At 72.9% G+C, this 26733-nt stretch carries 24 protein-coding genes; 16 read left to right on the top strand and 8 right to left on the bottom strand.

Translation table 11 applies throughout. From position 1 onward, the window contains the following. The first annotated feature begins 52 nt into the window (after window positions 1-52). From CCZ36_RS12955 to CCZ36_RS12935, 5 genes are all read left to right on the top strand, one after another. Window positions 53-919: a TatD family hydrolase gene (locus CCZ36_RS12955; RefSeq protein ID WP_069739198.1), complete on the top strand. Its 867-nt coding sequence runs from the start codon at window positions 53-55 to the stop codon at window positions 917-919. Window positions 920-1048: 129 nt separating this feature from the next. Beyond that, window positions 1049-2545, top strand: coding sequence for a ubiquitin-like domain-containing protein (locus tag CCZ36_RS12950; RefSeq protein WP_443069840.1), 1497 nt, complete (start codon window positions 1049-1051; stop codon window positions 2543-2545). Further along, a complete protein-coding gene (rsmA, locus tag CCZ36_RS12945; protein WP_069739199.1) occupies window positions 2542-3414 on the top strand; it encodes a 16S rRNA (adenine(1518)-N(6)/adenine(1519)-N(6))-dimethyltransferase RsmA in 873 nt (290 codons plus the stop codon). Before CCZ36_RS12950 ends, rsmA begins: the two co-directional genes overlap by 4 nt. Further along, window positions 3411-4349: a 4-(cytidine 5'-diphospho)-2-C-methyl-D-erythritol kinase gene (locus tag CCZ36_RS12940; protein ID WP_206515727.1), complete on the top strand. Its 939-nt coding sequence runs from the start codon at window positions 3411-3413 to the stop codon at window positions 4347-4349. The genes rsmA and CCZ36_RS12940 overlap by 4 nt, the downstream gene beginning before the upstream one ends. Window positions 4350-4430: 81 nt before the next feature. Then, the gene (locus tag CCZ36_RS12935; protein WP_128817689.1) at window positions 4431-5801 is read left to right on the top strand and encodes an acyltransferase family protein; all 1371 of its coding nucleotides are present in this window, start codon (window positions 4431-4433) and stop codon (window positions 5799-5801) included. A 71-nt stretch (window positions 5802-5872) separates the two neighbouring features. Here CCZ36_RS12935 and CCZ36_RS12930 read toward each other — a convergent pair whose 3' ends face one another. The 4 genes from CCZ36_RS12930 to CCZ36_RS12915 all read right to left on the bottom strand — a co-directional run bounded on the left by CCZ36_RS12930 (window position 5873) and on the right by CCZ36_RS12915 (window position 9037). Continuing rightward, on the bottom strand, window positions 5873-6286 hold the full coding sequence (locus CCZ36_RS12930; RefSeq protein ID WP_128817688.1) for a hypothetical protein: 414 nt from the start codon (window positions 6284-6286) through the stop codon (window positions 5873-5875). 30 nt (window positions 6287-6316) lie between these two features. Next, window positions 6317-6892: a hypothetical protein gene (locus tag CCZ36_RS12925; RefSeq protein ID WP_128817687.1), complete on the bottom strand. Its 576-nt coding sequence runs from the start codon at window positions 6890-6892 to the stop codon at window positions 6317-6319. Window positions 6893-7130: 238 nt separating this feature from the next. After that, window positions 7131-8249 (bottom strand): sensor histidine kinase, encoded by a 1119-nt coding sequence (locus tag CCZ36_RS12920; protein WP_237302648.1) that lies wholly within the window; start codon window positions 8247-8249, stop codon window positions 7131-7133. Window positions 8250-8347: 98 nt separating this feature from the next. After that, window positions 8348-9037 (bottom strand): response regulator, encoded by a 690-nt coding sequence (locus CCZ36_RS12915; protein ID WP_069739204.1) that lies wholly within the window; start codon window positions 9035-9037, stop codon window positions 8348-8350. A gap of 147 nt (window positions 9038-9184) precedes the next feature. Between CCZ36_RS12915 and CCZ36_RS12910 the strand changes: the two genes are divergently transcribed. From CCZ36_RS12910 to CCZ36_RS12890, 5 genes are all read left to right on the top strand, one after another. Further along, window positions 9185-11005, top strand: a complete 1821-nt coding sequence (locus CCZ36_RS12910; RefSeq protein WP_069739205.1) for an ABC-F family ATP-binding cassette domain-containing protein — start codon at window positions 9185-9187, stop codon at window positions 11003-11005. A 75-nt stretch (window positions 11006-11080) separates the two neighbouring features. Next, on the top strand, window positions 11081-12676 hold the full coding sequence (locus tag CCZ36_RS12905; RefSeq protein ID WP_069739206.1) for an outer membrane protein assembly factor BamB family protein: 1596 nt from the start codon (window positions 11081-11083) through the stop codon (window positions 12674-12676). 237 nt (window positions 12677-12913) lie between these two features. Continuing rightward, a complete protein-coding gene (locus tag CCZ36_RS12900; RefSeq protein WP_128817686.1) occupies window positions 12914-14827 on the top strand; it encodes an outer membrane protein assembly factor BamB family protein in 1914 nt (637 codons plus the stop codon). Between the two features lie 100 nt (window positions 14828-14927). Beyond that, the gene (locus CCZ36_RS12895) at window positions 14928-16856 is read left to right on the top strand and encodes an outer membrane protein assembly factor BamB family protein (protein ID WP_069739208.1); all 1929 of its coding nucleotides are present in this window, start codon (window positions 14928-14930) and stop codon (window positions 16854-16856) included. Between the two features lie 252 nt (window positions 16857-17108). Further along, window positions 17109-17921 carry a helix-turn-helix transcriptional regulator gene (locus CCZ36_RS12890; protein ID WP_128817685.1) on the top strand — a complete coding sequence of 271 codons (813 nt, stop codon included), beginning with the start codon at window positions 17109-17111 and terminating at the stop codon, window positions 17919-17921. 32 nt (window positions 17922-17953) lie between these two features. On the opposite strand, the gene CCZ36_RS12885 is transcribed toward CCZ36_RS12890, so the two are convergent. Together CCZ36_RS12885 and CCZ36_RS12880 are read right to left on the bottom strand one after the other, a co-directional pair. After that, entirely contained in the window at window positions 17954-18268 is a 315-nt protein-coding gene (locus CCZ36_RS12885; protein ID WP_069739209.1) for a hypothetical protein, read from the bottom strand. Window positions 18269-18283: 15 nt separating this feature from the next. Beyond that, window positions 18284-19954 (bottom strand): sodium:solute symporter family protein, encoded by a 1671-nt coding sequence (locus tag CCZ36_RS12880; protein ID WP_069739210.1) that lies wholly within the window; start codon window positions 19952-19954, stop codon window positions 18284-18286. Between the two features lie 244 nt (window positions 19955-20198). On the opposite strand from CCZ36_RS12880, the gene galT reads away from it, so the two are divergent. From galT to galK, 3 genes are read left to right on the top strand one after another with little or no spacing between them, the layout of a single operon-like run. After that, entirely contained in the window at window positions 20199-21242 is a 1044-nt protein-coding gene (galT, locus tag CCZ36_RS12875; RefSeq protein WP_069739211.1) for a galactose-1-phosphate uridylyltransferase, read from the top strand. Between the two features lie 14 nt (window positions 21243-21256). After that, window positions 21257-22237: a UDP-glucose 4-epimerase GalE gene (gene galE, locus CCZ36_RS12870; RefSeq protein WP_069739232.1), complete on the top strand. Its 981-nt coding sequence runs from the start codon at window positions 21257-21259 to the stop codon at window positions 22235-22237. Further along, window positions 22234-23436 carry a galactokinase gene (galK, locus tag CCZ36_RS12865; protein ID WP_069739212.1) on the top strand — a complete coding sequence of 401 codons (1203 nt, stop codon included), beginning with the start codon at window positions 22234-22236 and terminating at the stop codon, window positions 23434-23436. The genes galE and galK overlap by 4 nt, the downstream gene beginning before the upstream one ends. A 66-nt stretch (window positions 23437-23502) precedes the next feature. Here galK and CCZ36_RS12860 read toward each other — a convergent pair whose 3' ends face one another. Beyond that, a complete protein-coding gene (locus CCZ36_RS12860; protein ID WP_069739233.1) occupies window positions 23503-23943 on the bottom strand; it encodes a GNAT family N-acetyltransferase in 441 nt (146 codons plus the stop codon). A 263-nt stretch (window positions 23944-24206) separates the two neighbouring features. Between CCZ36_RS12860 and CCZ36_RS12855 the strand changes: the two genes are divergently transcribed. Continuing rightward, a complete protein-coding gene (locus CCZ36_RS12855) occupies window positions 24207-24995 on the top strand; it encodes a response regulator transcription factor (RefSeq protein ID WP_069739213.1) in 789 nt (262 codons plus the stop codon). On the opposite strand, the gene CCZ36_RS12850 is transcribed toward CCZ36_RS12855, so the two are convergent. Next, entirely contained in the window at window positions 24951-25448 is a 498-nt protein-coding gene (locus tag CCZ36_RS12850) for a MarR family winged helix-turn-helix transcriptional regulator (RefSeq protein WP_006125172.1), read from the bottom strand. The two genes, CCZ36_RS12855 and CCZ36_RS12850, sit on opposite strands and share 45 nt — an antisense overlap. A gap of 88 nt (window positions 25449-25536) precedes the next feature. Here CCZ36_RS12850 and CCZ36_RS12845 point away from each other — a divergent pair, with 88 nt between their 5' ends. Then, a complete protein-coding gene (locus CCZ36_RS12845; RefSeq protein ID WP_069739214.1) occupies window positions 25537-26349 on the top strand; it encodes a trans-aconitate 2-methyltransferase in 813 nt (270 codons plus the stop codon). Then, window positions 26349-26726 (top strand): VOC family protein, encoded by a 378-nt coding sequence (locus CCZ36_RS12840; RefSeq protein ID WP_128817684.1) that lies wholly within the window; start codon window positions 26349-26351, stop codon window positions 26724-26726. Before CCZ36_RS12845 ends, CCZ36_RS12840 begins: the two co-directional genes overlap by 1 nt. Window positions 26727-26733: the final 7 nt, after the last annotated feature.

Genomic DNA, 26733 nt, shown 5'->3' with positions numbered 1-26733 from the left:
CGGCCCTCATGCCGACGTCGTACCGGGGCGGGGCCCTCGTACGATCGTCGGCATGAGCCGTACCGAAGCCCCGCCGCTGCCCGAGCCCCTGCGGGTTCCGGTCGCCGACTCCCACACCCACCTGGACATGCAGGACGCCACCGTCGAGGAGGCCCTCGCCCGGGCCGCCGCGGTGAACGTGACCACCGTCGTCCAGGTGGGCTGCGACGTGGCCGGCTCCCGCTGGGCCGCCGAGACCGCGGCCGCCCACCCCGCCGTCCACGCCTCGGTCGCCCTGCACCCCAACGAAGCCCCGCGCATCGTCCACGGCGATCCGGACGGCACCGCGCGGCAGGGCGCGCGGGAGCCCGGCGGCAAGGCGGCGCTGGACGAGGCGCTCGCGGAGATCGACGCGCTGGCCGCCCTCGACCGCGTACGCGGGGTCGGCGAGACGGGCCTCGACTTCTTCCGTACGGGCCCCGAGGGCGTCGCCGCCCAGGAGGAGTCCTTCCGCGCCCACATCGAGATCGCCAAGCGGCACGGCAAGGCCCTGGTCATCCACGACCGCGACGCGCACGCGGACGTACTGCGGGTGCTGGCGGACGCGGGGGCGCCCGAGCGGACGGTGTTCCACTGCTACTCCGGCGACGCCGAGATGGCCCGGATCTGCGCGCGGGCCGGGTACTTCATGTCGTTCGCGGGCAACGTGACCTTCAAGAACGCCCAGCCGCTGCGGGACGCGCTCGCCGCCGCCCCGACCGAGCTGGTCCTCGTCGAGACGGACGCCCCGTTCCTCACCCCCGCCCCGTACCGCGGCCGGCCCAACGCGCCCTACCTCATCCCCGTCACGCTCCGCGCGATGGCCGAGGTGAAGGGCCTGGACGAGGACGTGCTCGCCGCCGCGATCTACGACAACACGGCGCGGGCGTTCGACTTCTGAGCCCGGCCCCGAGCCGCGCTGCGCACGCTGCGCAGCCGTGTCGCTTTGGAGAGTCACCGCTGCTCCGCTATCGTCCCCGCCCACGACGGGGGCGGCAGCGGGCGGACCTTCAGGAGCGGCGTGAACGGCGTGAACGGCTTGAGTACTTCGCAGGACAGGCGTCCCGACGCGTTCCACGAGCAGCTGACGCTGGCCGGCGGAGGCGGGGCCGGGGGCGCGGCATGGGCGGCGGGCTCCGCCCCGTACGCCGCGCCCGCCCCGTACGCCGCGCCCGCCCCGTACGCCGCGCCCGCCCCGTACGCCGCGCCCGCCCCGTACGCCGCGCCCGCCCCGTACGCCGCGCCCGCCCCGTACGCCGCGCCCGCCCCGTACGCCCCGGTCGCCGCCGCCCACGCCCCGACCATGGTCGACACCCCGTTCGCCGACGCGCCGCCCACCGAGCTGCCGCCGCCCACCGTGCCCCGCCAGGGACCCACCCGCGCCGAGGCCCGCCGGGCCGCCAGGCGCCGCCGCTCCCTCGTCGCCGACCCCGAGAACCTGAAGCTGAGCCGGCTCGTCCCCCGGGCCCTGGTCGTCGCCTTCCTTGCCGGCGGCACCACCGCGTTCGTCGCCCACGACAAGGCCGTCCGGCTGGACGTCGACGGCGCGCCCCGGACCCTGCACACGTTCGCCGACGACGTCACCGAGCTGCTGGAGGAGGAGGGCGTCACCGTCGGTGCGCACGACCGGGTCTCCCCGGCCCCCGGCACCGGCCTCGACCACGGCGACGAGGTCGTCGTCCGCTACGGGCGGCCCGTCACCCTCACCCTCGACGGCGTTCGCCACCGGGTCTGGACGACCGCCGACACCGTGGCCGGGGCGCTGCGCGAGTTCGGGATCCGGGCCGAGGGGGCGCACCTCTCCGCCGCCCGTTCCACCCGGATCGCCCGCACCGGCCTCACCCTCACCGTCCGCACCGAACGCGCCGTGACGTTCATGGCCGACGGCCAGGAACGCACCCTGCGCACCAACGCCGCCACCGTCCGGGAGGCGCTCGCCGAGGCGGGGATCACCCTGCACGGCGAGGACACCACCTCCGTCGCCCCGGCGAGCTTCCCGCGCGACGGCCAGACGATCTCCGTCATGCGGATCACCGACACCCGCGAGGTACGCGAGGAGACGGTCCCCTACGCCGTCGAGCGCAGCGAGGATCCCGCCCTGTTCCGGGGCACCGAGGTCGTCGAACGGGCCGGGCGCAACGGCGTCCGCCGGGTCACGTACACGGTCCGGACCGTCAACGGCGTCCGGCAGCAGCCGCGGCGGGCCGCCGAGGAGCTGGTCCACCGGCCGGTCAGCCGCGTCGTGCGCACCGGCACCCGGCAGCGGCCCGACTCCGTGGCCGGGGCGGACGGACTGAACTGGTCCGCGCTCGCCGCCTGCGAGTCCGGCGGGCGCGCCGACGCGGTCGACCCGAGCGGCACGTACGGCGGGCTGTACCAGTTCGACACGCAGACCTGGCAGTCCCTCGGCGGCAGCGGACGGCCCCAGGACGCGCCCGCCGCCGAGCAGACGTACCGGGCGAAGAAGCTGTACGCGCAGCGGGGGGCGAGTCCGTGGCCCCACTGCGGCCGTAGGCTTACCGGGTGAGCAGCACAGAGCCCGACGCCCTCCTGGGGCCCGCAGACATCCGCGACCTGGCCGCGACGCTGGGCGTACGCCCCACGAAGCAGCGCGGTCAGAACTTCGTCATCGACGCCAACACCGTCCGCCGTATCGTGCGCACGGCCGAGGTCCGCCCGGACGACGTGGTCGTCGAGGTCGGCCCCGGGCTCGGCTCGCTGACCCTGGCGCTGCTGGAGGCGGCGGACCGGGTGATCGCCGTCGAGATCGACGACGTGCTGGCGGCCGCGCTGCCCGCCACGGTGAACGCCCGGATGCCGGAGCGCGCCGACCGCTTCGCCCTCGTCCACTCCGACGCGATGCTGGTCACCGAGCTGCCGGGCCCCGCGCCCACCGCGCTCGTGGCGAACCTCCCGTACAACGTGGCCGTGCCCGTCCTGCTCACCATGCTGGAGCGCTTCCCCAGCATCGAGCGGACCCTCGTCATGGTCCAGTCCGAGGTCGCCGACCGCCTCGCCGCCCGCCCGGGCAACAAGGTCTACGGCGTGCCGTCGGTGAAGGCCAACTGGTACGCGGACGTCAAGCGCGCCGGGGCGATCGGCCGCAACGTCTTCTGGCCCGCTCCGAACGTCGACTCCGGGCTCGTCTCGCTCGTCCGCCGCACCGAGCCGCTCGCCACCAAGGCGTCCCGCGCCGAGGTCTTCGCGGTCGTGGACGCGGCGTTCGCCCAGCGCCGCAAGACGCTGCGCGCGGCCCTGGCCGGCTGGGCCGGTTCCGCGCCCGCCGCCGAGGCCGCGCTCGTCGCCGCCGGGATCTCGCCGCAGGCGCGCGGGGAGGCGCTGACGGTGGAGGAGTTCGCGGCGATCGCGGAGCACAAGCCGGAGGTGTCGGAATGAGTCGCGCACAAGCCGGAGGCGTCCCCGCGGGTCCTGTGCGTACGGGGGTCACCGTCCGCGTCCCCGCCAAGGTCAACGTCCAGCTCGCCGTGGGTGCCGCCCGCGCGGACGGCTTCCACGACCTGGCCAACGTCTTCCTCGCCGTCGGCCTGTACGACGAGGTCACCGCGACCCCCGCCGACGAGCTGCGCATCACTTGCTCGGGCCCGGACGCCGCGCAGGTCCCGCTGGACACCACCAACCTGGCCGCCCGCGCCGCCGCAGCGCTGGCGGAGCGGTACGGCATCGACCCCGCCGTCCACCTCCACATCGCCAAGGACATCCCGGTCGCGGGCGGCATGGCGGGCGGCAGCGCCGACGGGGCGGCCGCCCTGGTCGCCTGCGACGCGCTGTGGGGGACGGGCGCGAGCCGCGACGAGCTGCTGGGCATCTGCGCCGAACTGGGCAGCGACGTGCCGTTCAGCCTGGTGGGCGGGGCCGCGCTCGGTACGGGACGCGGCGAGAAGCTGACCCCGATCGAGGTCGGCGGCACGTTCCACTGGGTCTTCGCGGTGGCGGACGGCGGCCTCTCCACCCCCGCCGTCTACGGCGAGTTCGACCGCCTCACGGCGGGCACGGAGGTCCCTGAACCGACCGCGTCCCCCGCCCTCCTGGCCGCCCTGCGCTCCGGCGACTTTGCCGCACTCGCGGGCGCGCTGAGCAACGACCTCCAGCCCGCCGCGCTCTCCCTGCGCCCGTCCCTCGCTCAGACGCTGGCGGCGGGCACGGAGGCCGGCGCCCTGGCCGCTCTGGTCTCCGGCTCCGGGCCGACGACGGCGTTCCTGGCCCCGGACGAGGAGACGGCCGAGAAGGTGGCGGCCGCGCTGCTGGCATCGGGGACCTGCCGCAACGCGCGCGTCGCGGGATCGCCGGCGCCGGGCGCGCACGTGATCTGAGCCTCCTGCCGGGCGTACTCACCCCGGATCTGAGTACGGTCGCGCTGCCGCACCCCGCCCGTCTCGCGCGACGTTGAGTCCATGGGATCAAGTGTTCGTGAACTGGCCGGGGCGACGCCCGCCACCCGGGACCGTTACGTCGACCTCCTCCGGGTCGCCTCGCTCGGCGCGGTCGTCCTCGGCCACTGGCTGATGGCCGCCGTCACCCCGGACGGGGTGGGCAACCTGCTCGCCGTCGTCCCGGCGCTCCAGCCGCTGACCTGGCTGCTCCAGGTCATGCCGGTGTTCTTCTTCGTCGGCGGCTTCTCGCACGCGCTGTCCTACCGCTCCCTGCTCCGCAAGCGCCCCGAGGCCGCTCCGGGGGCCGCCGCGGTCTCCGTCTACTCCGCCTTCCTGCGCGCCCGGCTCCAGCGGCTGCTGCGCCCGACCATGGTCTTCGTCCTCGTCTGGGGAGCTGCGGCGCTGCTGGTCCAGCTCCTCGGCGGGGGCGGCGGGCTGACCGGCGTCACGCTGCGCATGGTGACCCAGCCGCTGTGGTTCATCGGGATCTACCTGGCGATGGTCGCCTGCACGCCGCCGTTGCTGAGGCTGCACGAGCGGTACGGCTGGGGGGCGTTCGCCGGTCTGGCGGGCGCGGTGGTCGTGGTGGACGTCCTGCGGTTCGCCGCCGGAGTCCCGTACGTCGAGTTCCTGAACTTCGCATTCGTGTGGCTGGCGGTCCACCAACTGGGCTTCCTGCGCGCCGACGGTCACCTCCGCCTGCGCCGCCCCGCCCTGCTCGCCGGTGGCGGCCTGGTCGCCGCCTGGGCGCTGGTGGCGTTCGGGCCGTACCCGCTGTCCATGGTCGGGATGCCCGGCGAGAAGGTCAGCAACATGGCCCCGCCCACCCTCGCCCTGCTGGCCCACGGCCTCTGGCTCGTCGGCGCGGTCGAGCTGCTCCGCGCCCCGGCCGCCCGGCTGCTGGAACGCCCCCGGGTCTGGCGCACGGTGGTGGCGGCGAACGGGGTGGCGATGACCGCGTTCCTCTGGCACCTCACGGCGATGTTCGGGGTGTACGGGGCGCTGCTCGCCCTCGACGTCGCCCTGCCCGAGCCCGCGTCGGCCGCCTGGTGGGCCCAGGTCCCGCTGCGCCTCGCCCTCGCGGCGGCCCTGACCGCGGCCCTGGTCGCCGCCTTCCGCACCTTCGAACGCCCGGCGACGCCTGCGCCGGGAGGGGGCCACGGCCCTCTCGCCGCGTCCCGAGCCCCCGGGGCGGGCCCCCTCGCGGCCCTCGGCGCGACGCTCTGCCTGCTCGGCGTCCTCGGCCTGTCCATGGTCGGCTTCAACGGCCTGCTGGACGGCCGCACGGCTCTGCTGATCGCGATCCCGGTCAGCGCCCCGGCCGCCGTGGCGATGACCCTGGGCGGCTGGCTGCTGGTGGAGTGCGCGGGGCGGGGGCGGGGCGTGCGGTAGGGGGGCGAGCGGCGAGGCCCCCGTGCGCCTCGCCGCCGCAAGCCCGGCTCATCGGCCTCCCGGCCTCGTCCTCACCAGCCCGTCATCACGCCGCCCAGAAGCAGCGGCGCGGCCAGCAGGGCGAGCAGTGTCATCAGGAACGTGCTGCCGGCCCGGTCCGCATCCTCGTCGCCTCCCGCGCCCCCGCCCGTACGGCAGACGACGAACGCGGCGACGATGCCCAGCGGGAACAGCATCGGCACCGACTCCAGGAGCGGCGGACGGGTCCCGCCCACCCAGCCCGCGGCCCAGGACCCGGCGAGGCCCGCCAGTACGGCGAAGAACACCTGGCCCGGGGCGAACCACCGGTTCTCCAGCGCGTCGACCAGCTCACCGAAGCGGGCGCCGGAGATACGGGCCCGGGCGGCGCTGACGAGGAAGGCGGCCAGGACGGCCACTCCTGCCACGAGGAAGGCCCAGCGCAGTGCGGTCGCGACGACGGTCATCGGCAGAAAACCCCTCTCCTGATTCCCCGGCTACCAGCAGTTCTTGACGACGCCGTCGATGCCGAGGATCTCGGCGGCGATGGCGCCGATGCCGCCGCCCGCCTCCTCGAAGACCTCCATGAGCCCCTTCTTGAAGGTCTTGCCCATCTTCTTCTTGGACTGGATCTTCTTGATCACCTTGTTCACGCCGCCGAGCTTGTCGATGGCCTTCTTCACCTTGTAGACCTTGGCGACGGCGAAGATGTTGGAGCCGACCGCCAGGGCGATGCCCCGCGCGCAGCCGCCGAGGTTGAACGCGTAGAGGACCGGCGTGCCGTCCGCCGTCACCGTGCTCCGGCCGTGCTCCTCCAGCCACCGCACCGTGGCCTCCTCGCCCTCGGCCAGGACCTCCTCGGGGATCGCGTCGATGATCCGCAGTGCCTCCTCGAAGGCGCGGGCCATCGCCTCGTCGTCCGCCGTGGCGGCCACCGGCGCCCCGTGGGCGGCCGGTTCGGCGGGGGCGGCCTGCGCCGAGGTCGCGGTGAGCAGAACGCTCGTCGCGGTCAGGCCCGCGACGGCGACGGCCGTACGGCGGAGGGAGGCGCGGTGGAGTATCGAGACAGACACGTGAGGTGTTTCCTTCTGGTGGTGCTCGGGAATGGTTGGCGCCCGGTCGGACGAACCCCGGTCGGGCGAACGCCGTTCGGCGCGGGTCGAGTTGTAACGAACCGCCCTGAACGCCCGCAAGATCGATGGGAGGGACGTGTCGCACCTGTCGCTTTTCGTGCGGATTTTCCGTCCTGGTGTCGGGGGAGTGCCCCCGACACCTGTCGGGGAGGGGTGGAGCAGTCCCCTCGACCACCCCTCAGCCCTCTCGGCCGCCGGGGGCCGTCGCGGACCGGGGCAGTCGTGCCCTGACCAGGAAGCCGTCGCCGTCCGGGCCGGCCTCCAGCGAACCGCCCAGCAAAGCCGCGCGCTCCCGCAGCCCCACCAGCCCGAGCCCCGGCCCCGCCCCGGAGATCGGCGTACCGGCCGCGGTGGCCCCGTCGGCCGGCGGGCCGTTGGCGACCTCGACCAGCAGGGCGTCGCCCCGGAGCTCCAGCACCACCTCCGCCCGGGCCCCCGGAGCGTGCCGCACGATGTTCGTCAGCGCCTCCTGCACCGTGCGGTAGGCCGCGTACTCCGTCTCGGCCCCGAGCTCGGCGGAGGCCGGAACCCGGTCCGTGACCGACGCGTCGACGCCGCTTCCCTTGACCAGGGACGGCAGGTCCGCCAGGGCTCCGGGGCCGCCGCCCGCCGCCTCCTGGGCGCGCAGCACCCCCAGCGTGTCCCGCAGCTCGGTCATGGCGAGGGAGCTGATCCGGCCGATCCGGGCCCCGGCCCGGCGCGCCTCGGGCGTGTCCGCCGTGACGCTCAGCGCCCCCGCCTCGACGGCGATCCGGCTCACATGGTGCGAGACGATGTCGTGCATCTCGCGGGCCAGCCGGGCCCGCTCGGCCACCGCCGCCCGCTCCTCGGCCATCCGGTGCTCCCGGGCCAGCGCGGCCCGCGCCTCGGTCAGCCGCTCGGCCAGCGCCCGGCGGCTGCGGGCCACCCGCCCCAGCAGCGTCGGACCGGCGGCCAGCAGCGCCGGCCCCAGCAGGCCCGCCGCGAGGACGGCCGGGGAGCCGGCCCCGCCCGCGCACTGAATCTCGTACGCCAGCGGCGCGGCGGCGGCGAGGAAGACCGCGGCCGCGGCGCCGCCGACCAGCGCTCCGCTGTGCACCAGCCGGGCCGCCGTGCCGAGCGCGAACATCGGGGCGAGCCAGAGGTAGCCGGTCATCGCCGCGGGCACCGTCGCCAGCACGACGAGCAGGGGGTGCCGGCGCCGCACGGCCAGGGCGCCCACCGCCAGTACGTAAGCGGCCAGCGTCGGTCGGCCGACCTCGCCCACGACGGTCAGCAGTTCGGCCCCGGCGGCGGCGACCAGCGCACCGTCCGTCATGGCCTGTCCGTTCCTGCCGCGTCCGGTCCACCTGCCGCGTCCGGTCCACCGGACCCGCCCGACCCACCGGGCCCGCCGCGGTCGGGGTATGGCCGCGCTCACCGGCCGGCCGCGTCCCGGGCGGCGGCGGAATCCTTACGCCGTCCCCGGCGCATCCCGGACGCGATGACCGCTGCCTGGACGCGGTTGGCCGCACCCAGCTTGGCGAGCAGCGAACTCACGTGGTCGCGGACCGTGGTCCGGCTCAGGAAGAGCCGGCGACCGATCTCCTCGTTGGACATCCCCGAAGGCAGCAGCTCCAGCACCTCCCGCTCCCGCGCGGTCAGCAGCCGGGCCCCCGGCGGGTCCGCGGGCGCGGTCTCCTCCCCGGCGCCGCCCGGCAGCGCGCGGACGACCCGCTCCGACAGCGCGCCGCCCCCCGCGGCCAGCAGCCGTACACCGGGGATCAGCTCGTCCACCGCCGAGTCCTTGAGCAGGAACCCGGCGGCCCCCGCCCGCAGGGCGCGCCGTACGTGCTCGTCCTCGCCGAAGCCCGTCAGCACCGCCACTCTCGGCGGCCGGGCCGACGCCCGCAGGCCGCGCAGCACCTCGATGCCGTCCGTCCCGGGCATGTGCAGATCCACCAGCGCCACGTCCGGCCGGTGCCGGCGCGCCAGCTCCAGCGCCTCTCCGGGGCCGCAGACCGCCGGCACCCGGATGTCGTCGGCCGACTCCAGGATGCGCCTCAGGCCGTCGCGTACCAGCGCGTCGTCGTCCACCACCAGAACGGTCACCGGGACCGAACCCATAGATTTCCCCCGTCGATCGGCAAAAGCACCCGCACGAGGCTATCCCGGCATCCGGACGGTCCCGGACCGGCCCGAGGCCGCACGACCGGGCCCCCTCCGCCGCGCCGTACCCTGGGAAGGTCGATCGACCCCCCGGACAGGAGTGAAATGGCCGTCAATCTGGTCAATGTCGAGCAGGTCAGCAAGGTGTACGGCACCCGTGCCCTGCTCGACGGTGTGTCCCTCGGGGTGTCCGAGGGCGACCGGATCGGTGTCGTGGGCCGTAACGGCGACGGCAAGACCACCCTCATCCGGATGCTCGCCAAGCTGGAGGAGGCGGACACCGGCCGCGTCACCCACAACGGCGGGCTGCGCCTCGGCGTCCTCACCCAGCACGACTCCCTCGACCCGAAGGCGACCATCCGCCACGAGGTCATCGGTGATCTCGCCGACCACGAGTGGGCGGGCAGCGCCAAGATCCGCGACGTCCTCACGGGGCTCTTCGGCGGTCTGGCCCTCCCCGGCTTCGAGCACGGTCTGGACACCGTCATCGCCCCGCTCTCCGGCGGCGAGCGCCGCCGGATCGCGCTGGCGAAGCTGCTCATCGAGGAGCAGGACCTGATCGTCCTCGACGAGCCCACCAACCACCTCGACGTCGAGGGCATCTCCTGGCTGGCCCGCCATCTGCGCGCCCGCCGCTCCGCCCTCGTCTGCGTCACCCACGACCGGTGGTTCCTCGACCAGGTCTGCACCCGCATGTGGGACGTCCAGCGCGGCGCCGTCCACGAGTACGAGGGCGGCTACAGCGACTACGTGTTCGCCCGCGCCGAGCGGGAACGCATCGCCGCCACCGAGGAGTCCAAGCGGCAGAACCTGATGCGCAAGGAGCTGGCCTGGCTGCGCCGCGGCGCCCCGGCCCGTACCTCCAAGCCGCGCTACCGCATCGAGGCCGCCAACGAACTCATCGCCGACGTGCCGCCGCCGCGCGACACCAGCGAGCTGATGAAGTTCGCCAACGCCCGCCTCGGCAAGACCGTGTTCGACCTGGAGGACGTGACCGTCCAGGCCGGACCAAAGACGCTGCTCACCCACCTCACCTGGCAGCTCGGCCCCGGCGACCGCGTCGGCCTGGTCGGCGTCAACGGCGCGGGCAAGACCTCGCTGCTGCGCGCCCTCGCCGAGGCCGCCCGCACCCAGGGCGACGAGCAGCCCGCCGCCGGGAAGGTCGTCGTCGGCAAGACCGTCAGGCTCGCCTACCTCTCCCAGGAGGTCCACGAGCTGAACCCGAACCTCCGGGTCCTGGAGGCCGTCCAGCAGGTCCGCGACCGGGTCGACCTCGGCAAGGGCCGCGAGATGACCGCCGGTCAGCTCTGCGAGCAGTTCGGGTTCACCAAGGAGAAGCAGTGGACGCCCGTCGGCGACCTCTCCGGCGGTGAGCGCCGCCGGCTCCAGATCCTGCGGCTGCTGATGGACGAGCCCAACGTCCTCTTCCTCGACGAGCCCACCAACGACCTCGACATCGAGACCCTCACCCAGCTGGAGGACCTCCTCGACGGCTGGCCCGGGTCGATGATCGTGATCTCGCACGACCGGTTCTTCATCGAGCGGACCACCGACAAGGTCATGGCCCTCCTCGGCGACCGCGCCCTGCGGATGCTGCCGCGCGGGATCGACGAGTACCTGGAGCGCCGGCAGAAGCTGGAGGAGGCGGCGACCCCGTCCGCCGCCCCCGCGCCCCGCTCGTCCTCGGCCTCCGCCGCCGCACCGGCGGTCTCCGCGCAGGCGTCCCGCGCCGCGAAGAAGGAGTTGCAGAAGGTCGAGCGCCAGCTCGACAAGCTCTCCACCCGCGAGACCGCGCTGCACAAGCAGATCGCGGACAACGCCACCGACTTCGAGAAGGTGGCCAAGCTCGACGCGGAACTGCGCGAACTCGTCACCGAGCGGGACGAGTTGGAAATGCGCTGGCTGGAACTGGCCGAGGACGCCTGACCGGGCAGGTGGGGCCGCCGGGGCGGGTGGTAGAACGGGGCGGCAGGGACCGTACGTTCGAGGGGGACCACACCGATGTCGCAGCCGCCGCCGCAGCAGGGGTTCGGTGCTCCGTACGAACCACGACCGGGCGTGTACGGGGACCCCGGGCAGCCGCAGCCCGGCCCGTACGGGCAGCCGCCCCAGCCGCCGAACCGGCCTTCCGGTGGGCGCTCCCGGGGCCGGCTCGTCGGGCTCGTCGCCGCCGTGCTCGCCGGGGTCCTCGTCGTCGGGGCGGGCGTCTGGTTCGTCGCCGGTGGCGATGGCGGCTCCGACGACAAGAAGCCCGTCGCGAAGGAGAGCACCGCCCCGAAGCAGCCCGGCGCCGGGTCCGACCGGAAGAAGACGCCCGCCGCGGAGGCCGCGGAGATCAACGAGGGGCGCAAGGAAGGCGAGGCGAAGGTCCGCTGGATCCAGGAGAACGGCGTGGACGTGCCGCTGGGTGCGTCCGCCCTCGGCCCCTGGATCACCGGCGGCATCGTGGCCAAGGCGATGTACCGCACGGTGTCCGGCTATTCCCTGGAGGACGGATCGCGGAAGTGGAGCCTGCGCCTGCCCGCCGACGTCTGCGCGGCGCCCACCCGGCCGACCGCCGACGGGAAGATCGTCATCGGGCTGCTGACCGACACCTCCGCGGACGCGGAGGAGAACTGCGACAAGCTTCAGATGATCGATCTGGCCACCGGCGAGGCCGGCTGGTCCGTGACCATCGATCGCGCGGTGAACAACGACATGCTCCGGTACGTGATCATGGCGATCAGCGGCGACGTCGTGACGATCGGCGGCCTCGGGCGTGCCGCGGCCTATCGCGTCAGTGACGGCAAACGCTTGTGGGACAAGCTGCCCGGCCCGTGTGAGGTCGAGGGGTTCGCCGGCGGAGCCGTCATGCTCGCCTCTGTCGACTGTCCTGCGCAGCCGAAGGGCGAGGCCGGCAAAGAGGTGCGGCGCATCGATCCGGTCACCGGCCGGACCCTGTGGACGTACGAGGTCAGGAAGGACTGGAACGTCGACGCGTTCTACTCCGTCGACCCGCCGGTGATCTTCCTGCGGAACGGCCCGCTGGTGGGTGGCACGTCGGCGATCGCCGTCCTGAACGACGACGGCACCATCCGCTCCCAGCCGGTCCCCGGAGGCGACGCCCCGGAGGGTCTGTGCCCCGGCAAGGAGCGCGAACTGGGCTGGAACCTCGACATCTGCATGGGCGCGGCCGTCGACACCGACACCGACACGCTCTACGTCGCCACGAAGCGCCGGCCCGCGGGCGGGTCGTTCGCCAACGACGTCATCGCCTTCGACATGAACACCGGCGAGAAGAGGTGGAAGGTGCCCTCGCCCGCCACGCAGACCCTGATGCCGCTGCGGGTCGAGGACGGCAAGGTACTGATGTACCTGAGCCCGCCCGACCCGAAGACCAAGGACGTGGGCGGCGGCATCATGGCCCTCGGCCCGCGGGGCGGCACCCCTCGACCGGTGCTGCGGCACCCGGCGTCGGCCGCGGCGACCGAGCGCGCCTTCGACGAGGCGATCGTCGTCCATACCGACGGGCGCTCCCTCCTCATGCTTCCCCAGGTCTCCGGAGACACCGACGAGGAGGAGCTGGAGCTGCGGACGATGATCGCCTTCGGTGACTGACCATCACCTCCGGTCGAGGCGTAACGAGGGCATCACAAGGCGGTTCTCCCTTGGGAACAGGGGTTGGCCCGAATCGGTGCCCGACGCCTGGCGGGTGGTAGAAAGAAGCCCCGCCCGACTGTCGTAACACCGCGGAAGCCATGCCCGATTCGCTCCTTTCCGAGAGGGATTGACCCTCTTGGGAATGCGGGGGAGACCGGATCGCGCACCGGGCCGCACGAAGGGGGACGCGCTGATATGAGCCAGCCGCCCAGCCAGCAACCGCCGCAGGGAGGCTTCGGGGCTCCGCAGGAGCCGCCGAACGGAGCTCCTCAGTCGCCCCAGAACCAGCCGTCCCCCGAACGGCCGGACCTGGCCAAGCCGCCGCAGACGCCGCCGCCCGCCCAGCCGCCCGCGCCCCCGGCCGGCCCGCCGCAGACGCCTCCTCCGGGCGCCCCCGCGTACGGCTACCCGCAGCAGCCCCCGACACAGCCCGGCTACGGCTATCCGCAGCAGCCCGGCCAGGCCCCCGGACCGTACGGTCAGCAGGCCCCCGGCCCGTACGGTCAGCAGCCCGGGCCCTACGGTCAGCAGGCCCCGGGGCCGTACGGTCAGCAGGCTCCCGGCCCGTACGGGCAGCAGCCCCAGGCCGGGTACGGCTATCCGCAGCAGCAGTACCCCGGCGCCCCCGCCCCCGGCGGACCGGGCTCCGGTGGCGGGTTCCTCAAGGGGAAGACCGGCATCGTGGTCGCGGCGGCGCTCGCCGTGGTCCTGGCGGCCGGGGCGGGCACCTGGTTCCTCGTGCGCGACAGCGGCGACGAGGACCCGAAGAAGCCCGTCGCCACCGGCAGCAACGACCCCAAGGCCCCCAGCGAGTCGCCCACGGTCGACGAGGGCGACGGCAGCGGTGACGGGCGCGAGACCGGCGACGACCTCAACGCCGGACGCAAGCCGGGCGAGGCCAAGGTCGCCTGGCTCCAGAAGAACGACGTCGACCTGCCGCGCAACGGCTCGGCCGTCCAGGGCCCCTGGTTCGCCGGCGACGTGGTCGCCAAGGCCATGTACCGGGGCGTGTCCGGCTACTCCGTGGCCGACGGCAAGCAGAGGTGGAAGCTTGACCTCCCCGCCGACGTGTGCGCCACGCCCAACACCCCGACCGCCGACGGCAAGATCGTCATCGGGGTGAAGAACGGCACCACGGACCGGGCCAACTGCTCCGTCCTCCAGATGGTCGACCTCAACACCGGCAAGGCCGGCTGGAAGAAGGAGATCAAGAAGAACGGGACCTGGGACTTCCTGTCCGACATCGGTCTGGCGATCAGCGGGGACACCGTCGCCGTGGGACGCACCGGCAACTCCAACGCCTACCGGGTCAGCGACGGCAAGGAGCTGTTCGGTAACCCCGAGGGCAACTGCAAGCCCTTCGCCTTCTCCGGGGGCGACAAGCTGATCGCCGCGGCCAGCTGCCGCACCGACGACGTGAAGAACCCGCAGCACCAGGTCCAGGAGCTGGACCCGGCCACCGGCAAGCCCCGGTGGACGTACGCGCCGCCGCGCGGCTGGGAAGTCAGCAGGGTCTACTCCTCCACCCCGCTCGTCGTCCGGCTGGAGCACGAGGAGAAGAAGCAGTACACCATCGTCGCGCTCACCGAGAGCGGCAAGCTCCGTTCCCAGCTCACGCCCGCCAAGGGCGCCAAGCTCACCGCCGACTGCGGCAGCCGCTTCGCGATCTTCGGCCAGAAGCTCGAAGGGTGCAGCGGCGTCGCCGCCGACGCCAACACCTTCTACATCGCGACCGAGGACGATTCGAGCGGCACCGGCCGGACGAACAAGGTCATCGCCTTCGACCTGAACACCGGGAAGCCCAAGTGGGAGGCGCCCGCCCCGGCCGAGCGCGTTCTCAAGCCGCTGGGCATGGAGGGCGGCGACGTCCTGCTCTACATGCGGCCGAAGTACGACACCGCCGGCGCCATCGTGACCCTTCCGCCGACCGGCGGCACCCCCAAGACGCTGCTCCAGCACCCTGCGGGCGCCGGCCGGGTCGAGAACGGCTTCTTCTCGGCCAAGGTCCTCTACCGGGACGGCCGTTCCTTCATCTTCAGCGAGCGTGTGAGCGCGAGCAACGACAAGGAAGAGCTGGAGCAGACGACGATGCTGGTGTTCGAGAAGTGACGGTCCGCCGGACACTCGCCGCTCCCGGCCTCCCAACGCGGCCGGCCCCTCTCTGCCCCACGCGCCCCCACCCCCACTCGTCCCCCGAGGTACGCACGCCATGACCCAGCCGCCGCAGCAGCCGCCCAACCCCGACGAGCCGTCGAACCCGCCGCCGGGCGCACCGGCCACGCCCCCGGCGCCGTCCGCCGGTCCGCCCTCGGGCGGGTTCGGAGCGCCGCAGGACCCGCCGCCCGGGGGCTTCGGCCAGCCGACTCCGCCGCCTGCGGACCCCTTCGGCAAGCAGCCGCAGCAGCCGCCCGCCGCCCCACAGCAGCCGCCCGCCGCGCCGCAGGACGCGCCCGCCGGGGGCTACGGCACCCCGCCGCCCCCGGGACCGGCCGGCTACCCCACCCCGCCCGCGCCGCAGCCCAACGGCTACGGCTACCCCCAGGCCCCGCAGCCGGGGTACGGCTATCCGCAGGGGCCCGGCGGCCAGCCCGGCCAGCCCGGCATGCCGCAGCAGGCGTACGGCTACCCGACCCAGCCGATGCAGCCGCAGTTCGGGGCCCCGCAGCCGGGTGGCAACGGCGGCAAGAAGTTCTCCACCCAGATGCAGATCATCGTCGCCGCGGCCGTCGCCGTGGTGCTGATCATCGGCGCCGGGGTCATCTACTCCGCCACCAGCGGTGACGACGGCGGCAAGGACGAGGCGTCCTCCTCCGGCTCCACCGGCGGCGAGGGCAAGGGCGGCAAGGACGGCGGACTGGCCGGCGGCAGCGAGAAGGTGCCCGCCAACACCAAGTCCAAGGTCGCCTTCCAGGTGCCGCAGCCGGTGGTCAAGGACATCGTCACGGTCGAGGGCTCCTGGCTCACCGACAAGGCGTACGTGAAGACCGGCATCAACGAGATCAACGGCTACGACCGCGACAAGGGCACCAAGCTCTGGTCCTTCCCGCTGGCCGGCGAGATCTGCACCACGTCCCGGCACGTGAGCAAGGACTACAAGACGGCCATCGTCTTCCAGGAGTCGAAGCCGACCAAGGAGAAGAAGTACCCCGCGTGCAACCAGGTCGGCGTGATCGACCTGGCCGCCGGGAAGCTCCTGTGGAGCAAGAGCGTCACCTCCGCCACCGGCGGTGACCGGCCGGTCACCTTCGACGAGGTCACGCTCAGCGGGACCACCGTCGCGGCGGGCGGCACCTCGGGCGGCGCGGCCTTCAAGCTGGACACCGGCGCCGAACTCTGGAAGCCGAAGACCGGCGCGGACGGCTGCTACGACCGCGGCTACGCGGGCGGCGAGGCCCTCGCCGTGGTCCGCAAGTGCGGTACGTACGACAGCCCGCAGCTCACCGTGCAGGCGCTGAACCCGACGTCCGGCGCTCCCCTGTCCTCGTACCAGATGCCCGCCGGCGTCGAGTACGCGCACATCGTCTCCACCAAGCCGCTGGTGGTCGCGGCCGACGTCGGTGACACCGCCGGCGACGGCAGCGGCATCTCCGACTTCTTCTCGATCGACGCGGCGACCGGCAAGCTGAAGGTCCGTATCCCCGCCGACGCGGAGAAGTACGCGGGCGACTGCGACTCCACCGACGTCGAGAAGTGCCAGAACATGGCCGTCGGCAACAACCGTCTCTACCTGCCGACCGAGCGCCACGACGGGACCAGCGAGTACGGCGACACGAACGAGGTCGTCGCCTTCGACCTGGACACCGGCAAGCTCCTCGGCGGCCGGGCGGACGCGGGCGACCGCCACATCCTGACCCCGCTCCGGATGGACGGCACCAGCATCATCGCCTACAAGGAGGCCCCCTACGACAAGGGCGGCCAGGTCGTCTCCATCGACGGCGAGACCTTCAAGCAGACCACGCTGATGGAGAACCCGGACGACGAGGCCATCCGCAAGGCGGAGAAGCGCTTCAACATCGGATCGGCCGAACTGCTCTACTCCGACGGGCAGTTCTACATGGCAGCCAGGTCGGTCCACAAGCCCAGCACCGTCACCCCCGACGAGAAGGTCTACCTGGTCGTCGCCTACGGCACCGACTGATCACCTCGCCCCTCCCGGGCGACAACAGGCCCCGCCGGTCGATCCCCTGACCGGCGGGGCCGATCATTTTCCGCCCCGCTCGCTCGTGAGGTGATCACCGGCCGCAGGTCAACGAGGGCCGAAGGGCGCAGAATCCGGCATTCCGCGGATCTTCTGCCACGTAAGCGCCGCGCGGCGTCGGGCGAGCGTGTACCTTGCCGGGTCAGGAGTCCGGGGGGCCGGGCGTACAGGGCTTTTGGGGGCTGAGGACCGATGGGCGTGCGGCTCATGGTGGTCGACGATCACCGTCTGCTCGCCGAGGCACTCGCCTCGGCACTGAAACTCCGCGGGCACCGGGTGCTCGCGGCCGCCGCGCCGACCTCGGGCGCCGCGGAACTGGTCGTCAGAAGGGCCCCGGAGGTCTGCCTGTTCGGTACGGCCTCGCCCGCCGCCCCCGGCGTCTTCGACCCGATCGCGCGCATCGGCCAGGAGCGCCCGCAGGTGGCGGTGGTCGTCCTCGGCCCGGTGCCCAGCCCGCGCGGGATCGCCGCGGCGTTCGCCGCCGGGGCCGTGGGGTACGTCCGGCACGACGAACGCATCGAGGGCGTCGAGCGGGCCATGCTCAAGGCGCGGGCGGGGGAGAGTGCCGTCGCCCCGCAGCTGCTGCGGGGGGCCTTCGCCGAGCTGCTCAACCCGGCGGCCCAGCCCGACGACGAGGGGAGACGGCTGCTGCGGATGCTCACCCCGCGCGAGGCCGAAGTGCTGGTGCGGGTCGCCGAGGGCGAGGGCACCCGGCTGATCGCGGCCGGGATGGACATCGCCCCGAGCACCGCCCGCACCCATGTCCAGCGAGTCCTGATGAAGCTCGGGGTCGGCTCCCGGCTGGAGGCGGCCGCCCTCGCCGCCCGTACGGGACTGCTGGAGCGCGCCGCGGCGAACGGCGGCGCGCCGCAGGGCCCCTACGCCTCCGAGGGGGCGCCGGGCGGAGCGTCTGTGCCCGACGGTGCGCCGCGCGTAGCGGCTGTCCCCGACGGTGCGCCGCACGGAACGCGGCAGGGGCCGTACGTTCCCGGCCAGCGTGGCTGACGTACGGCCCCGAGTGCGGCGAGGGCGGCGGGTCATCCCGCGTCGGACCCCGGCTCCCGCTCCCGCTCCGGCTCCGCTTCCGGCGCCGCCGGGGCCTCGGCCGGGCGCAGCTTCATCCAGACCAGGAAGAACAGGCCGAGCGCCAGCATGGCGAGGCCGGTCCACAGGTTGATGTGGACGCCCTCGGCCTTCTTCAGGTCGGCGTCGGACGGGCTGAGCCCGGCGATGGTGACGATCACTCCGTAGACCACGAACAGGCCGCCGATGATCCGCCGGATGTCGAAGAGACGGGCCGCGGTCGCGGACTTGCGCTCCAGCTCGGAGACTTCCTTGTGCAGGTCGGACATGGTGAGTGCCTCCGATCAGAACGAGTAGGGGATGTAGCACGCGGCGGCGAGCACGATCGCGCCCCAGCCGAGCAGGGCCGGCTTGCGGTACCAGGCGCGGTCGGCCTCCTCCAGCTCCTCGTCGGGGCTCGGCGACTCGGTCCCGTACACCAGACCGGCCAGCTCCGCCTCGGGCTTCGGCGCGGTGAAGAGGGTGACGACGACCATGACGACGGCTCCGGCGACGAAGCCGACGATCGCGGAGACGAAGTTGGCGCCCTGGTCGGAGGGGATGTCGATGATCCCGCCCTTGTAGATCCAGAAGTAGTTGACCATCGCGGCGGCGGTGCCGGCCACCAGGCCCCAGACACCGGACTTCATGGAAGCGCGCTTCCAGAACATTCCGATAATGAATACGACAAACATGGGCACGTTGAAGAACGAGAACAGCGTCTGCAAGTAGCTCATGATGTTCGAGAAGCTGGCGGCGATGAACGCCGTGCCGATCGAGGCCAGCACGCCGATCGCGGTGATCAGGCGGCCGAACTTCAGGTAGTACGTGTCCGGCTTGTCCTTGACCACGTACCGCTGCCAGATGTCGGTGGTGAACACCGTGTTGAACGAGGAGACGTTGGCCGCCATGCCCGCCATGAACGCGGCGAGCAGGCCGGTCACGGCGATGCCGAGGACACCGTTGGGCAGCAGTTCCTGCATCAGCAGGGGTATCGCGTCGTTGTAGGTCAGGTCGGAGCCCGGGGTGCCGATCTTCGGCACGATCACGGCGGCGACCAGGCCCGGGATCATCACGGCGAAGACGATGAAGATCTTCGGGAAGGCGGCGATCAGCGGGGTGCGCTTGGCGGCGGAGAGGTTCTTCGCGGACAGCGCGCGCTGCACCTCGGCGAAGTTCGTCGTCCAGTAGCCGAAGGACAGCACGAAGCCGAGGCCGAGGATGATCGTCAGCCAGTTGGCGCCCAGCGGGTTGGCGTCACCGATGCCGGTGCCGCCCCAGGCGGTCATGAAGTCGCCGCCGTGCTGCTTCGTCAGCGAGTCGCTCATCGCGTCCCAGCCGCCGACCCGCTTCAGGCCGAGGACGGTGAGGGGGATCAGCGCGGCGAGGATGACGAAGAACTGGAGCACCTCGTTGTAGATCGCCGAGGAGAGCCCACCGATCGTGATGTAGACCAGGACGAACAGGCCCGCGACGACGATCGCGACCCACTGCGGCCAGCCGAGGAGCGCCTCCACGACGATCGACAGGGCGTAGAGGTTGACGCCCGCGATGAGGATCGCCGCGAACGCGAAGAGCGCGGAGCTCAGCAGGTGCGCCGACGTGTCGAACCGCTGGAGCAGGAACTCCGGCACGGAGCGCACCTTGGAGCGGTAGTAGAACGGCATCATCACCAGGCCGAGGAAGACCATGGCGGGGATCGCGCCGATCCAGTACCAGTGCACCACCGCGACGCCGTACTGCGCTCCGGTGGCCGCCATCCCGAGGATCTCGGTGGCGCCGAGGTTCGCCGCGACGAAGGCGAGCCCGGTCACCCAGGCGGGCAGGGACCGTCCGGAGAGGAAGAAGTCGAGGCTCGTCCTGACGCTGGCACGGGCCATGAAGCCGATGCCGAGTACGACGACGAAGTAGATCGCCAGGATGGCGTAGTCGAGCCCGTTCGTGGGGAGCCGAAGCCCTTCGGCCAGTGTCTGCATGGGGGTACTCGCTTCGGATTGCGAACTTAACCCGACGGAACTTACGCCGTCATGTTCGAGAAATGAACAGTCTCGTTGGGGTTCTTTGTTCGATCGTGATCGAGCGCGGTCGAATGTCCGACTATGCGGCCGGTGCTCCGCGCTGAATCGCTCGTGATCCACCACGCCTTCGGCCATTGACGGGCGTGTTTGCTTGTGATTTTTTATGTGCGATTATGTTGGAGGGATCGGGTGGAGGACCCTGGTGAAGAAAACGGTGACGACCCTCGCCGACGGCCGTGAGCTGATCTACTACGACGCCGCGGAGGACACCGTCCGCGACGCCGTCGACCAGCGCCCCCTGGACCCCGTCTCGACCTCGTCCGAGATCCGCCGCGATCCGCTGCTCGGCGACGCGGTCGCCGTCGCCTCGCACCGCCAGGCCCGCACCTACCACCCGCCGGCCGACGCCTGCCCGCTCTGCCCCACCCGGGAGGGCCGGCACAGCGAGATCCCCGACGGCCACTACGACGTGGCGGTCTTCGAGAACCGCTTCCCCTCGCTCGCCGGCGACTCCGGCCGCTGCGAGGTCGTCTGCTTCACCTCCGACCACGACGCGTCCTTCGCCGACCTCACCGAGGAGCAGGCCGCGCTCGTCCTCGCCGCCTGGACCGACCGCACCGCCGCCCTCGCCGCCCTGGACCAGGTCACCCAGGTCTTCTGCTTCGAGAACCGAGGCGCCGAGATCGGCGTCACCCTCGGCCACCCGCACGGCCAGATCTACGGCTACCCCTTCGTCACCCCGCGCACCGAGCTGATGCTCCGCTCGGCCGCCCGGCACCGCGAGGAGACCGGCTCCAACCTCTTCGACGACGTGGTCGCCCGCGAGGAGAAGGACGGCTCACGCGTCGTCCTCGCCACCGGCCACTGGATCGCCTTCGTCCCCTACGCGGCGCACTGGCCCTACGAGGTCCATCTCTATCCCCGCCGCCGCGTCCCCGATCTGCGGGTGCTGGACGAGGGCGCGCGAACAGAGTTTCCCCAGGTCTATCTGGAACTCTTGAGGCGCTTCGACCGGATCTTCGGACCCGGCGAGCCGCCGACCCCGTACATCTCGGCCTGGCACCAGGCGCCGTTCGGGGTCGACGGCCGGGACGACTTCGCCCTGCACCTGGAGCTTTTCACCATTCGCCGGACCTCCGGCAAGCTGAAGTTCCTCGCGGGGTCCGAGTCCGGCATGAGCGTGTTCATCAACGACGTGCCGCCGGAGGCCGCGGCCGAGCGACTGCGAGAGGTAGCGAGCCAGTGAGCAACCCCCAGAGCGTGTCCCGCCCGCCCAAGAAGTACCTGGTCACCGGCGGCGCCGGATACGTCGGCAGCGTCGTCGCCCAGCATCTGCTGGAGGCCGGGCACACGGTGACCGTCCTCGACGACCTGTCCACCGGCTTCCGTGAGGGCGTCCCGGCCGGGGCCGCGTTCGTCGAGGGCCGCATCCAGGACGCCGCCCGCCATCTGGACCCCTCCTACGACGGCGTCCTGCACTTCGCCGCCTTCTCCCAGGTCGGCGAGTCCGTCGTGAACCCCGAGAAGTACTGGGTCAACAACGTCGGCGGCACCACCGCCCTGCTCGCCGCCATGCGCGAACACGGCGTCCGCACCCTTGTCTTCTCCTCCACCGCCGCCACCTACGGCGAACCGGTCTCCAGCCCCATCACCGAGGCCGACCCCACCGCCCCCACCAGCCCCTACGGCGCGTCCAAGCTCGCCGTCGACCACATGATCAGCGGCGAGGCCACCGCCCACGGGCTGGCCGCCGTCTCGCTGCGCTACTTCAACGTGGCCGGGGCGTACGGAAGGTGCGGTGAACGCCACGACCCCGAGTCCCACCTCATCCCGCTGGTCCTCCAAGTGGCCCTCGGCAAGCGCGAGTCGATCAACGTCTACGGCGACGACTACCCCACCCCCGACGGCACCTGCGTCCGCGACTACATCCACGTCGCCGACCTCGCCGAGGCCCACCTGCTGGCCCTCACCGCCGCCGCCCCGGGCGAGCACCTGATCTGCAACCTCGGCAACGGCAACGGCTTCTCGGTCCGCGAGGTCATCGAGACCGTCCGCAAGGTCACCGGCCACCCCGTCCCCGAGACCGCCGCCCCCCGCCGCGGCGGCGACCCGGCCGTTCTCGTCGCCTCCGCCGCCACCGCCGTCGAGCGCCTCGGCTGGCAGCCGTCCCGCGCCGACCTGGCCGGAATCATCGCCGACGCCTGGCAGTTCGCCCGCCGAGAGGACACCACCACCCCATGACCCAGCACGCCGAACCGACCGTGGCCGCCGCCGAGGGACACCGGGCCGACCCCGCCGCCACCTTCACCGAGCTGTACGGGGGCGAGCCCGAGGGCATCTGGGCCGCACCCGGACGAGTGAACCTGATCGGCGAGTACACCGACTTCAACGACGGCTTCGTCATGCCGCTCGCCCTCCCGCACACCGCCGTCGCCGCCGTCTCCCGCCGGGACGACGGCGGCCTGCGCCTCTACTCCACCGACGTCCCCGGTGGCGTCGTCTCGCTGCGCGTCGGCGAACTCGCCCCGCACTCCGGCCACGGCTGGGCCGCCTACCCCGCCGGGGTCCTCTGGGCGCTGCGCGAGGCCGGGCACCCGGTCACCGGGGCGGACATCGTGCTGACCTCCACCGTGCCCACCGGCGCCGGGCTCTCCTCCTCCGCCGCCCTCGAAGTCGTCACCGCGCTCGCTTTGAGCGACCTCTTCGAACTCGGCCTGAGCGCCGCCGAACTCGCCGTCATCGGCCGCCGCGCCGAGAACGACTTCGTCGGCGTGCCCTGCGGGATCATGGACCAGATGGCCTCGGCCTGCTGCACCGAGGGCCACGCCCTGCACCTGGACACCCGGGACCTCTCGCTGCGCCAGGTCCCCTTCGACCTGGCCGCCCAGGGCCTGACGCTCCTGGTCGTCGACACCCGGGTCAAGCACGCGCTCGGCGACGGGGCGTACGCGGAGCGCCGGGCCGGCTGCGAGGAGGGCGCCCGGCTGCTCGGCATACCCATGCTCCGCGATCTGCCGTACGCCGGTCTCGACGCGGCGCTCACCACCCTCGCCGGTGCCGGGGCGGACGAGTCCGTGATCCGCTGCGTACGCCATGTCGTCAGCGACAACCACCGGGTCGAGCAGGTCATCTCCCTGCTCGACGCGGGTGACGTCCGCGCCGCGGGTCCCGTCCTGAACGAGGGCCACCTCTCGCTCCGCGACGATCTGCGGGTCTCCTGCCCCGAGTTGGACCTGGTGGTCGAGGCGGCGAACGCGGCCGGGGCGCTCGGTGCGCGGATGACCGGAGGCGGCTTCGGCGGCTCGGCGGTCGTCCTGGTGGAGGAGGCGCAGGCCGGCACAGTGGCCAAGGCGGTCAGCGAGGCGTTCGTGGCGGCCGGGCACACGGCCCCGGGGATCTTCGACGGCGTCCCGTCCGCCGGGGCGCGCCGACTGCGCTGAGCCCGGGGACACGCAAGCCGGCCGCGCTGGGCCCGAGGGCCTTCGTGCCGTCTCCGGGGTCCGGGGTCACAACTCCTTGGCCAGGATGAACTCGGTGACGCCGGGCGGGTAGTCGGCGACCCGGCCGATCTCCTCGTACCCCTGGCGGCGGTAGAAACCGGGGGCCTGGAAATCCCAGGTCTCCAGCCGCGAGCGGGTGCAGGCGCGCTCGGTGCGGGCGGTCCGTTCGGCCTCGGCGAGCAGACGCGCGCCGAGGCCGAGGCCCCGGTGCGGGGTGTCGACCCAGAGCAGATCGACGTGCAGCCAGTACGCCCAGGTCCGCCCGGTCAGCCCGCCCGCCAGGGCCCCGTGCTCGTCCAACGCCCACACCTCCAGCGGGACTTCGTGCTCGGCGGAGGTGGAGAGCAGTGCACGCAGGCCGGCCGACGCGGCGACGTTGTCCTCGTGCAGACGCCCGCTCAGCAGAATGCGACGTTCTTTGTCTACTTCTGTCTCAAGACGGAACATGAGCACACCCTAAGACCCACCGGCAACAGGGGTCCGGACACCTGAGGCGACCAGTTCGGCCAATCGCCTTCCCCCCCGGGCCCCCGCCCGTACGCTGATGCTCAGCACCGGTGGGGGCCGGTGCCGATTCAGGGGAGCGAGAAAGCCGGGTACGGCGTCCGGGGCAGGGCGGCAGGCGGTTCGACGACGGCGGTCGTCGGCGCGGCAGGCCGCGAGCCCCGGACGCCGTACCCGCAGCTTTCCGACCCATCGATGGGGGTTCTGTGGCGCGTATCCGGGTTCTCGTGGTGGACGACCACCGCATCTTCGCCGAGTCGCTCGCGGCCGCCCTCGCGGCCGAACCGGACGTGGACGTCTCCGCGGCGGGCAGCGGCCCGGCCGCGTTGCGCGCGCTGGAGCGCGCGGCCGCCGAGGGGCGGGGCTACGACGTGCTCCTGGTCGACGCCGAGCTGGGCGCCCAGACGGGTGGCGGCGAGCTTCCCGCCGTCCCCGCGCCCCGGCAGGAGGAGGCGGCCGCCGTCGACGGCATCGCCCTGGTCGCGGGGGTCCGTGCGGCCCGGCCGGGCGTACGGTCGGTGGTGCTGGCCGAGAAGGACGACCCGCGCGCCGCCGCCCGGGCGCTCCAGGCGGGGGCCTCGGGCTGGGTGGCCAAGGACTGCTCGCTGCAACGGCTGCTGTCGGTGATCCGGGGCGTGCTGCGCGACGAGACGCATCTGCCGCCCGCCCTGCTCACCGGCGTCCTGCGGGAGCTGACCGCCGCCCGCAAGCACCGCTCCGAGAGCGAGCGGCTGGTGGAGTCGCTGACGCCCCGGGAGCACGAGGTGCTGCGCTGCATGGTGGCCGGCCTGGGCCGCAAGGCGGTCGCGGAGCGGCTGTTCCTGTCCCCGCACACGGTGCGCACCCATATGCAGAACGTGCTGGGCAAGCTCGGCGTGCACTCGACACTGGCAGCGGTGGCGCTGGCCCGCCGGGCGGGGGTCGGCCCCGTCGGCCCGGAGGCGGGGCCGTCAGGTCGGGATGTTGTCGAACGGGGCGGTCAACTGGCGCAGTAGCCCGGCCAGTTCGCCGCGCTGGGCGCGGGACAGCTCGCCGAGGATGGCGCGCTCCTGGTCGAGGAGTCCGGCCAGCGACTGGTCGGCCTTGTCGCGCCCCTCGGCCGTGAGCCGCACGAGGACGCCACGCCGGTCGTTCGGGTCGGGCAGCCGCTCGACGAGGTTCTTCTTGGTGAGCCGGTCGATGCGGTTGGTCATCGTGCCCGAGGTGACCAGGGTCTGGGTGAGGAGCTGCCCGGGGGAGAGCTGGTACGGGGCGCCGGCCCGGCGCAGCGACGTGAGCACGTCGAACTCCCACGGCTCCAGGTTGTGCTCGGAGAAGGCTATGCGGCGGGCCCGGTCGAGGTGGCGTGCCAGGCGGGAGACGCGGCTGAGCACCTCGAGTGGTTCCACGTCGAGGTCGGGGCGCTCGCGGCGCCATGCAGCGACCAGTCGGTCGACCTCGTCCTCCATGTCGATCAGTGTAGAGGGTCCCTCGACATGAAGTCTCTTGAAATCAAGCGTCTTGACATCAAGATACGGCCGCCGTGATTCTGTTCCCATGAACGCACCTGACCGGCCCTCCTGGGATCCGCAGCAGTACCTGCGTCACGCGGACCACCGGACCCGCCCCTTCCACGACCTGCTGGCCCACATCGGCGACGACCTGCCCGGCCGCCCCGCGCCCCGGATCGCCGACCTCGGCTGCGGCGCGGGCAACGTCACCACGCTCCTCGCCGACCGCTGGCCAGGAGCCCGGATCACCGGCTACGACACCTCGCGCGAGATGCTCGCCGAGGCCGCCGCCCACGCCCGGCCGCCCCTGCTCGACTTCGCCGAGGCCGACGCCGTGACCTGGGAGCCCACCGAGACGTACGGCCTGATCGTCTCCACCTCCGCACTCCAGTGGATCCCCGGCCACGCCGACCACTTCCCCCGCTGGCTCGACGCCCTCGCCCCCGGCGGCACGCTGGCCTTCCAGGTCCCCGGCAACTTCACCGCCCCCAGCCACACGCTCCTGGCCGGGCTCCGCGAGTCCGACCGCTGGCGCCCCCTGCTGCACGGCGTCGGCGATCGCTCCGCCTCCGTCCTGGACCCCGTCGACTACCTCACCCGCCTCCGCGACCTCGGCTGCACGGCCGACGTCTGGGAGACCACCTACCTCCAGACCCTGCACGGCGACGACGCGGTCCTCGACTGGGTCAAGGGCACCGCCCTGCGCCCCGTCCTCACCGCGCTCGCCGACGACCCGGCCGCCCGCGAGGCGTTCCTCGCCGAATACCGCGACCTGCTCCGCGAGGCCTATCCGCGGGGCCCGTACGGCACGGTCTTCCCGTTCCGCCGCATCTTCGCCGTAGCCCGCAAGGAGAAGTGATGACCGCGCCTGTCGGCCTCGCCGCCGTCGACCACGTCCAACTCGCCGCCCCGCCCGGCTCCGAGGACGCCCTGCGGACCTTCTACGCCGACGCCCTGGGCATGACCGAGATCCCGAAACCCCCGGTGCTCGCCGCCCGCGGCGGCTGCTGGTTCGCCGCCGGGCCGGTCCAGCTCCACCTGGGCATCGAGGAGGACTTCCGCCCCGCGAAGAAGGCCCACCCGGGCCTGCGCGTCACCGGCATCGAGGCGTACGCCGCACGCCTGGAGTCCCACGGGGTCCACGTCACCTGGGACGACAACCTCCCCGGCCACCGCCGCTTCTACGCCCACGACCCGGTCGGCAACCGCCTGGAGTTCCTGGAGCCGGACGCGTAACCCGGCC

It is taken from the genome of Streptomyces sp. S063, assembly GCF_002832675.1.
GTDB classification, from domain to species: Bacteria; Actinomycetota; Actinomycetes; order Streptomycetales; family Streptomycetaceae; genus Streptomyces; species Streptomyces sindenensis.
The sequence above is the reverse complement of the archived record's forward strand: the minus strand, read 5'-3'. Positions and strand labels throughout refer to the sequence as shown.